The organism is Arthrobacter sp. CAN_A2 (genome assembly GCF_015752045.1).
In the GTDB taxonomy this organism is placed as follows: domain Bacteria; phylum Actinomycetota; class Actinomycetes; order Actinomycetales; family Micrococcaceae; genus Arthrobacter_D.
On record NZ_JADOUS010000028.1, the window covers coordinates 1 to 8,566 of the forward strand.

Consider the following 8,566-nt stretch of genomic DNA (forward strand, 5'->3'; position numbering starts at 1 on the left):
CAGACCCGATGCATCGGGTGCCGAGTAGATCAGCCGGTAGGACGCTGCGTCATCGGTGTAGCTGTTCTGGATGTAGCCCAGCAGGGTCAACCGGGTGATGACGGAGGTGTCTTCGCTCTGCTCGAGCCCGTCGCGGATACGCTGTGCTCGCTCGCCCAACAGCACTCGGTTCGGCCCTTCCGCTACAGCTGCTTCGAGGTCGGACGCTGCTTGCTCGCTGGCCGCCGGGTCAAGAGCGACCGCATAGGTGGCCGCCGCCACCAGTGACCCTGCTTCGGTCGGTGCGTAACCGACACGCAAGGTGGAAGGCAATTTCTCGCAGCCGCCGAACTCCGAGAACGGGATGACGTTGTATCCGCCGACTACCCACTCCTCGATCGCGGGAGCACTGTCAGCCACAGATGCGTCGTCGCTGTTGAGGTCCACCTGGCAGTCCCACGCAGCATCCGCGTCCTCGACGGGTGCTGCCGACGCGGACGCGGACGCCGAGGCAGACGATGGCGCTGTCTGCGAGGCAGAGGTAGTGGGCTCTGCCGCCGGTTCTTCATTGCCGGGGAAGAGGAATGCTCGGATGCCCCACGCGAGGAGGCCGACCAGCACCAGGGCCAGCAGCATCACGGCGGCGCCAAACCACTTCGGGCGGGCCTTCGGTTCCTGGGCGGTGTCCTGTGTGCTCATCGTCTGTCCTTCTCTCGATCAGGTGGGTGGGCGTTGTTGCTCAGGTGATTGCAGTCCACACGGCCCCCGAAGCGCCCAGCAGGCAGGCGGCGACCATGGGCCAGATGGGTGCCTCGATCTCGTTGCCCTGCCGTCGGTTCCTGCCGGCGGAGACGAGGCCGAAGATGAAGAACACGAACAGGACAAGTCCCGCACCCCATAGGATCCACCCGATGACCTGTGTCAGGCCCTCCGTGCCGGGAGGCTGCGTCGGGGTGAAGGTCTGGGCCGAGAGCGATCCTTCACGGACCGGCGTGAGCGCGTTGATGGTGGTCATCGTGTGTGCTGCCAGAGTGTTTCCGAACATGGGAGTTTGCCTTTCTCAGTGCCCGGAGCGGGCGATCTTTTCGATTTTCCGGAGCACGCTTTTCAGCCGTGTCCCGGAAGCTTGTGGGGTGACGCCAACCTCGCGCCACGAGGGTTCATACGGCGCTGTCATGGCTACCGGGAACATCCGCGCAACCCCGCGCGCGAAATCCAGCGTCGGCTTCGTCAGCCGGTTCTTAGGCCGGTCATGGACGATCACCAGGCCGACCAGCTCATAGGGCAGCTGCCCGGACGCGGACTTACGCGCCAGCTGCTGTGCGGCCTCAAGCGAGGACGCACTGGTCGAACACACCAGCAGGGCCCGGCCTGCGTAGGTCGGACGCCGCTCGGATTCATCGACGACGTTTTCCGAGCACAGGCCCGCGAGGGTGCTGGTGCCGACGCCACCGGAGGCACCGACCAGCCACAGTGTCGCGCTGGTCACGGCTACAGGGGCCGCTGGTTCCTCTTCCTCGACAGGCTCGGCGGCCAGGGTCTGCTGAATGTTCCGCGGGCCCCTCAGCGATTCGCGCTGCCCGAGGATCGGGTCATCGTCGATCGGGTCTTCCTGCGGCTCTACCTCCGGCTCATTGACAAAGGGATTGCGCTGCGGGGTCACGGTCACAGTCCCTCCGCGATCTGCGCGGCGGCCCGGAGCCAGGCACGGCGGGTCTGCGGGAGCATCGAGGAGAACCGGATCCGGCCCTCGATCAGCGACGGATCGTAGGGCACCGTGACGACCGACTTCACGAACGGGCGGAAGGACTCAGCGAGCTCGTTCAGCTTCGCCGGCCCGTGAGACGGGGTGCAGCCCAGGACAATCACCACTGCACGGTCCGCCAGGGACTGCGCGTGCTCGTTGCCCGCCCGCAGGGCGCTCAAGACCCGGGACGCGCCTTCGGCGGCGTCGTCGACGGACTTCACCGGGATGACGACCTGGTCCGAGCGCCCGATCATCGCCTCCCAGTTGTCCCCGCGTTCGGTGTTGCCCGAGTCCATGAGGATCAGCCGGTAATACTTCGCGGCCACCGAGTAGAGGCGGTGGACCTCGTCGCCGGTGACCTCGTGCCGCTTCTTCGCGCCCGACCGGTCATCGGAGCGAAGTACGTCGTACTGGTCCGAGGGCTGGTGATGGACGTAGGACGCCAGATCACCGGCCCGTGCGCCGGCGGTCATGAAGTAGTCCGTCTGCTCGAGGAGATCGACCACCGTCGCCTCATGGCCGGCGTCGAAGGTCCGCCATCCCAGCGAGCCCAGCGAGTTGTTGTTGTCCCACGCCAGGACACCGGAGCCGCCGAGTCGGGCGAACACAGCGGACAGGCAGATCACCGTCGGCGTCTCACCCGCCCCGCCCTTGGGATTCAGGACCGTGATCGTGCGAGGCCCGGCCCAGTGCTGAGAGACAGTCTTCTCGTCCCGGCGCTGCTCCAACTCCGCCGGCGAGGCCGCGAGCTTCAACCCGAACTGATTCAGCACACCGCGAAAACCCGCTTGTGCGGGCGAGTCAGCGTCCGGCCGGTCGACGAACGACGGCATCGCCGTCCTGCGGGTCGGCAGCGGATTCACCGTTTCCGCCGGTGCCACTGCCGATACGACAGCCGGTACGACAGCTGATGAAGCGGCGGTTTCCGGTGCTGTCGCTTCCGTGACCACGGGGACCTCCACGAGAGCAGGAGCAGGAGTGGCAACGGGTGCTGGTGCTTCCGCCGCGGCCTCCGGCACGGCCGGCACTTCTGGGGTGACCGGGGACGCCGCAGGCTCGACCGCTTCGGGCAACGGTGCTGATTCACTCTTAGTGTCCTGCTCGATGACGGCGCCGTCGGTCTGAACGAGGATCGTGCGGGATCCGGACGGGTCCTCGATGTGCAGCTCGGTCGCGGTGCTCGTCTCGGCCGCGAGGTCGGTCGCGGTGCTCATGACGGAGCGGCGGGCGTCCATAACCGAGGGGTAGCCGGAGGTGGTTTTCTCGCCTCCCAGGTCAAGCTCGAGGGTGCCGGCCGGGTCGATGACAGCGGTCATTCTCATCAGGGGTTCTCCTTCGGGGAAACAGTCGAGGGTGGGGCTCGGAGTAGAAGTCGTGGTAGAGGAAGGGCTGGAAGCAGGGGTGGGTGTTGCTGTGGGTCGGGGTGCGACCTGCGTCAGCGCATACAGCAGGCCGGTGGAGGATCCTTCGGCCCGGGTCATTGCCTTGCCGTCGTCGGTGACGACGTCGGGAATCGCTGCCCGGGCGGCGTCGGTCGTGGTTTCGGTGACGCCCTGCGCGTTGATCCGCAGCTGCTCGGTGTTGGTGGAGACCCAGGCGTACCCGGCTGCCAGCTTCCCGGCCCCGGGCAGGCGGTGGGCCTGCTTCGCGTCGACGTCGACCAGGACCGTGCCGGCCATCAGTAGGCCGTTGTCCCGGTCCACCTGGATACCGGAGGTGGCGACGTCGGTTCCTTCGACGTTGACGATGCCGACCTGCGTCGCTTCTGTCGCATCGGCGGCATCTCCAAGGGCGTAGAAGCCGATGGTGGTGGTGTCGTTGGTCTTCCATGCCGCGACGACCGTCCCGTTCACGGATCCGAGGACCGTGACCAGTTCCGCCCCTGCCGAGGGTGCAGGCAGCTTCGCCGGGGCTGGGAGGGCTGCCGAGTCCTGCGTGACGCGCCAGATCCGTCCGGAGCGTGTGTCTGCTGCCACGAGGTCATCGCCGAGGGCTTCGATGGGTTCCGCGGTCGCCGGGACCACCCGCGCCGCCGTACTGCCGTCGGCTGCGACGATCAGTGTCCGCTTGTTCGGTAGGTCCACGCGGGGTGCCGTCCCGCCGTCCAGGATGATCGTTCCGTCCTTGGGGACATCGACGCGGATCGGGTCCGCTCCGTCACCGAACAGCACCAGCTCGCGGGCCGCTGCGGCCGCGACCCTGGACTGCCCATCGAGGGTATACAGGGCCAGCTGCGCGATCGTGAATGGCGCGGTGCGCGTCCATCGCTCCACACCCGTCCGAGGGTCATGGCCGATCAGCTTCGAGCCGTCCACGCTCACCGGCTGCCCCGAGGGATCAAGGATCGCCTTCACATTGGATCCGGTCATCGGTGTCGTCCAGTCACCGTAGGTGTCCCACCCGGCAGGCGCCGGGACCGGCAGCTGCGCGGGAGGCGGCGTGTAGACCGTCGCCACCGGCTCGGCCGCGTTGTCCTGCAACGTGTAAAAGGCACTGAAACCGACGATGACCGCCAGGACGCCCGCGCTTCCCCAGAGCACAGCCTTCCGGCGTGCAGGAGTGCGGCGGCGTGCAGACTTCGACCCAGTACGCGCAGTGCCCGTACCGGTGCCGCCGGTAGGGGCGGTGGAGGTGGTGTCTTCCCGTTCCTCGAGCGTGCCCAGCCCGGCGTCGACGACCATCTCGTAGACCTCGCCGTCCTCAGTGAGTCCCTGCACCCGGCATGCGGCCAAGCCCAGACGCCGACACGCTTCCGCTGCTGCGTCGGCCGCGACGTCGGCTGCGGACGTGTCATCGAGCACCGGGTAGGTGAGGACGTCGCCGTTCGCGTCCGCGACGATTTCGCCCTCCCCGATGGTGAGACGGATGACGGGCCAGGAATGCACTGCCGGAGTCATTTGCCCTCCCCCGTCATCGAGGCGGTCATGTCGCGGGTCTGGTGCCCGACGACGTCCCACTGGCCGTCCGTCTTCTCGAGGTACACGGCCACCTGCCGGTGACCGCCCCCCTCCAGCGGCGTCTCGTCGCGGGCTACCCAGCGCCATGTGACGTCGAGGACCCGGATGGCCTTGTCCGGGGCGACGTCTTGTCCGGCGTCGCCGATCGCCGGAACTGCCCGGGGGACGCTGTAGGCGTCGTGTTCGGCTGGTTCCAACCATTCGCCGTTGCTCGCGTTGCGCTCCGGCTCGACCTGGTCCGCCGCCCACTCCTCGCTCATCAGCGGAATGGCGCGCACCGCGGCTGCCGTTTCGGTGCGGTCCACCGTCGTGTCCCACGCATGCAACATGAGAGCCGCCACACGGGCGGTCGAGTCGACGTCGGACCGGTCGGCATCCTCCGGGGAGGCGAACGTGTTCCCGCCGAGGATTTCCTCGGCGGGGAGCGAGGTGTAGGAACCTTCGTAGACGGTGGTCGGCGCGGAGATAGGGGCCGCGTCTTTCGATGCGGGTGCGTCGGCGGCGCAGCTGGTCAAATACATCATCGAGACCGTCAGTGCGGCGGCCCGGTGCAGGTTGGTGTGTGAGCGACGGGTCATCGCACCCACGCTCCTTTCTCTTTCAGGATGGGCTCCGGGTCGAGGTTCCAGCCCTGGTAGGGGTAGACGACCGCCGGTGCTTCCGGCTTGTAAATCTCGAAGTGCAGGTGTGTGGCGACCAGCCCGAGGCCGGCCTTGTTGCCCTCGGTGCCGACGACGTCGCCGCGCTTCAACCGGTCCCCCACGGCCACGCTGTAGGCGTTGAGGTGGCAGAACGCGAACCCGAAATCGGGATCGTCGCCGTCCTCCTTGGCGATCACGCAGCCGTCCTTGTCGTTGAAGCCGGTGATCCGCAGATCCGTCGGTGCGATGATCGGGCCGCCGTTGCCGGTGCCGGCACCCGGGGTCGACAGGTCCACGCCGACGTGGTCCTGCGCCCAGGCGGGCAGGCCCGGGACGTTGCGGTGCCCGTAGCCGGAGGTGAAAACGCCGCCCGGCAGCGGGTTGGTCCACTCGCCGTCGCCGAGGTCGCCGTCCCATGCGACCGTCCCCGCCGGTGCCGTGCAGTCAGCGGAGAATTCGCCCTGCCCTGTTGCGAGGATCTTCTCGACGTACTGCTCGGTCTCCGTGAACGCCGGGATGCCCTGGGCGCTTTGCACGGCGCCGGGCCCGGCGTTGTAGGCGGCGAGGGTCAGCCGGACGAGTAGATCGGCGTCGTCACCGGCCAGTGGCTGTACCTGCTCTTTCAGGGCCGCCATGTAGCGCCCGTAGGCAGGGATGGCGTCCTCGGCTGCGAACGGGTCCCCACCCTCCCCGTACAAGGCCCAGGTGCCGGGCATGAACTGAGCCACACCCTGAGCCCCTGCAGGTCTCCGTGCGGCCGCACTCCAGCCTGATTCCTGCTTCAACTGCGCGGCGACCACGCTCACCGGCAGGCCCGCTGTCTTTGCGGCGGCGTCGACAAGCGCGCCCCAACCATTCGGGATTACCGGCGATGAAGTGAGGCCCCCGGCTGTCTCGCCGACCGCAGAGATGACGCACGCAGCAGGCTTTTCCTCGGTCTGCGTGAGGATTGCAGCCCCTGCAATGCCCACGACGGGCAGGCCGGCCAGGAGAGGTACAAGGATCACCAGAGCCAGCAGCGGCGAAAGGCTGCGCTTCTTGCCTTCATCCACTGCTACCTCCTTCGGGGCGCGAAGAGAGCAGGCACTGTTAGGTGGTGCCCGGTAAAATTTGAGTCGGTGAGGATGAAGGCTGATGCCAATTCCTTATTTCTAAGGATACCTTAGTTTTTGACATCATGGCTATTCGTATGTGTCGTACTCATCTAGCGATCTCTTGAAGGAGGTGCCGTGGCTGTTTCTGGTTCTGACTTCAAGCAATGGCTCGAACGACGCGGCATCACCACCTCGGCAAGCGAGCTGGGCCGCCTGACCGGATTGCACCGCGTCACGGTGGGCAACCAGATCCGGCGAGGCAACGTCCCCGAGACGACCATCGTCGGTGTAGCCCGAGCCGTCGGTATCGACCCGATCACGGCATTGACGGACTTCAAGGACTACGAAGACCTCGACAGCCGGCCTCGCACCCCAATGGCCGCGGAAGTTCTCAGCCAGGTTCACCACGCCGACCTCATGGTGGAGTTACAGCACCGTTTCCACGAAGACCTGTTCCCTCGGAACGATAAGGTCAAAATCAACTTCCCCCACGACGGTTCCCATCGCGCGTGGATCGATGCCATCGACACCGGCGACGTCCGGCACGATGTGGCCGAGAAGACGGGAACGGCGATCACCTACCTGTTCAGCCAGCTCTCGGAGAACAAGCTCACCCCCATCCAGGCGGTCACTGCTGCCCGGGTCAGCAGGACGTCGATGGTCGCGGGGCTTGTCGTCGTCGGACTCATCACCATGGAAGAGGGCGACTGGCCCGAGGACATCCGGGAAACGGCGCTGATGGTGATGAAGAACGAGGACCTGGTCGAACTCATCCAACAACGGTTGAACCTCCTTCAGCGCCGCCTCCGGCAGCGCAAGGAAGCCCTCGAATACGCGGAGAAACTGACGGACCTGATTGGATGAACGACAGCATCTACGTCATTTCAGTCAGCTTCATGCTGATCTTCCTCGGTGGCCTGACGTTCCACCGTCTGACGTCCAAACGCACACCCGAAGGGGCGCGAGCACTGCTACGCCCTACCGGGCGGCTGGCTCTCATGGGAGTGCTGCTGACCGCCGCCTACGTCTTCTCCCTCCCGGGCGTCTACCAAGTGCTGGAAGCCATCGTGCCTATCTCCAACGGCACCGACTTCATAGCCAAATGCTGCGCGATGGGAGCTGTAGCGGTCCTCGGCGTGCACCTCGCCATCGCCTACGGCTCAGAAACGGCCACCACCTGGATCATTGGAAAGCGCGGCGCCCTCGCCGGCGTGATTGCAGCCTCCGGGATGCTCATCACCCTCATCGCCGCGGACACCCCCGAGGCATCACCCCGCTTGGAGATGTACCAAGAGCAGCCTGCGGTAGAACTGAACGAGTGGATCGTCCTCGCCTACACCGCCTACGTGCTGGGGCCCCTCCTGCTGCCGGTCTTCCGAGACAGCCGCAGGAACCCGCTGCGATTCGGGCGCCTGGCCTCAAGGCTCATCTTCGTCGGCTTCGTGCTCTCCATCGCACGCGCCCTCGCCTACCCGCTGGAACTACGGGCAGGGGCCGAAGCGTTCTACATCTTCGAGCTGGTTACGCACATATCAACAGCCTGCGTGGTCCTAGGACTGTGGGCTTTCGCCTACGCCAAGACGCGCCAGCTGGCACGCAAGACCTTCGACACCGGCCTGTCGATCAAGTGAGGAGCGGAACGTGAATCAGACACCACTAGAGGCCAAGCTCGCTGTGGAGCGGATCCTGACGAAGGCGAACCCGGAAAACGAGGCCGCCTACGCCGTCATTTTCCGTGCCGTGAAAATCTGCATCGAGGCCGGGATGAACCGCCGGCAGACTGCCCGGTACCTCGGCGTCTCCGCCCGCAGGATCGACAAGCACGGCCAATACTTCCGCACAGCGAAGTCGGTCAGGACCATGTTTGGAGAAGCCTTCTGCTCCACCTCGATCGACGTCCCAGCAGAAGACGCCAAGAAGCGGCTCGTGGCCTGGGCCTGGAAGAGCTAGCGGAACGATTCAGTTACTTAATTTTAGGGGACTGTGCCATATTGGTACAGTCCCCTGCGTGCTATCGAGAGTACTTTGACCGTCGCTCACAAGGTGAAGTCCACTTGGTGTCATAGCGTCGTAGCAACAACATAACTGGATAGAGGGAGTTGCCTGGTGGGACGCAGGGCTTTGACGTTCTCGGATCGGGCAGACATC

General features: G+C 65.8%; 9 protein-coding genes. 3 read left to right on the forward strand and 6 right to left on the reverse strand.

Translation table 11 applies throughout. From position 1 onward, the window contains the following. From IWX63_RS15915 to IWX63_RS15940, 6 genes are all read right to left on the reverse strand, one after another. The coding region (locus tag IWX63_RS15915; RefSeq protein ID WP_199279135.1) for a hypothetical protein at nt 1–678 on the reverse strand (678 nt) is incomplete at its 3' end. 40 nt (nt 679–718) lie between these two features. Further along, entirely contained in the window at nt 719–1,024 is a 306-nt protein-coding gene (locus tag IWX63_RS15920) for a hypothetical protein (protein WP_199279136.1), read from the reverse strand. Between the two features lie 15 nt (nt 1,025–1,039). Beyond that, nucleotides 1,040–1,642, reverse strand: a complete 603-nt coding sequence (locus tag IWX63_RS15925) for a DUF6668 family protein (protein ID WP_199279137.1) — start codon at nt 1,640–1,642, stop codon at nt 1,040–1,042. A 2-nt stretch (nt 1,643–1,644) separates the two neighbouring features. Beyond that, nucleotides 1,645–4,623, reverse strand: a complete 2,979-nt coding sequence (locus IWX63_RS15930; protein WP_199279138.1) for a MinD/ParA family ATP-binding protein — start codon at nt 4,621–4,623, stop codon at nt 1,645–1,647. Then, nucleotides 4,620–5,261, reverse strand: a complete 642-nt coding sequence (locus IWX63_RS15935; protein ID WP_199279139.1) for a hypothetical protein — start codon at nt 5,259–5,261, stop codon at nt 4,620–4,622. Before IWX63_RS15935 ends, IWX63_RS15930 begins: the two co-directional genes overlap by 4 nt. After that, entirely contained in the window at nt 5,258–6,376 is a 1,119-nt protein-coding gene (locus IWX63_RS15940) for a transglycosylase SLT domain-containing protein (protein ID WP_199279140.1), read from the reverse strand. The genes IWX63_RS15935 and IWX63_RS15940 overlap by 4 nt, the downstream gene beginning before the upstream one ends. Nucleotides 6,377–6,553: 177 nt before the next feature. On the opposite strand from IWX63_RS15940, the gene IWX63_RS15945 reads away from it, so the two are divergent. The 3 genes from IWX63_RS15945 to IWX63_RS15955 are packed head-to-tail and all read left to right on the forward strand — an operon-like array spanning nt 6,554 to nt 8,368. Next, a complete protein-coding gene (locus IWX63_RS15945; protein WP_199279141.1) occupies nt 6,554–7,282 on the forward strand; it encodes a hypothetical protein in 729 nt (242 codons plus the stop codon). After that, nucleotides 7,279–8,049 (forward strand): hypothetical protein, encoded by a 771-nt coding sequence (locus IWX63_RS15950; protein ID WP_199279142.1) that lies wholly within the window; start codon nt 7,279–7,281, stop codon nt 8,047–8,049. Before IWX63_RS15945 ends, IWX63_RS15950 begins: the two co-directional genes overlap by 4 nt. 10 nt (nt 8,050–8,059) lie before the next feature. Next, nucleotides 8,060–8,368: a hypothetical protein gene (locus IWX63_RS15955; protein WP_199279143.1), complete on the forward strand. Its 309-nt coding sequence runs from the start codon at nt 8,060–8,062 to the stop codon at nt 8,366–8,368. The last annotated feature ends 198 nt before the right edge of the window (nt 8,369–8,566 follow it).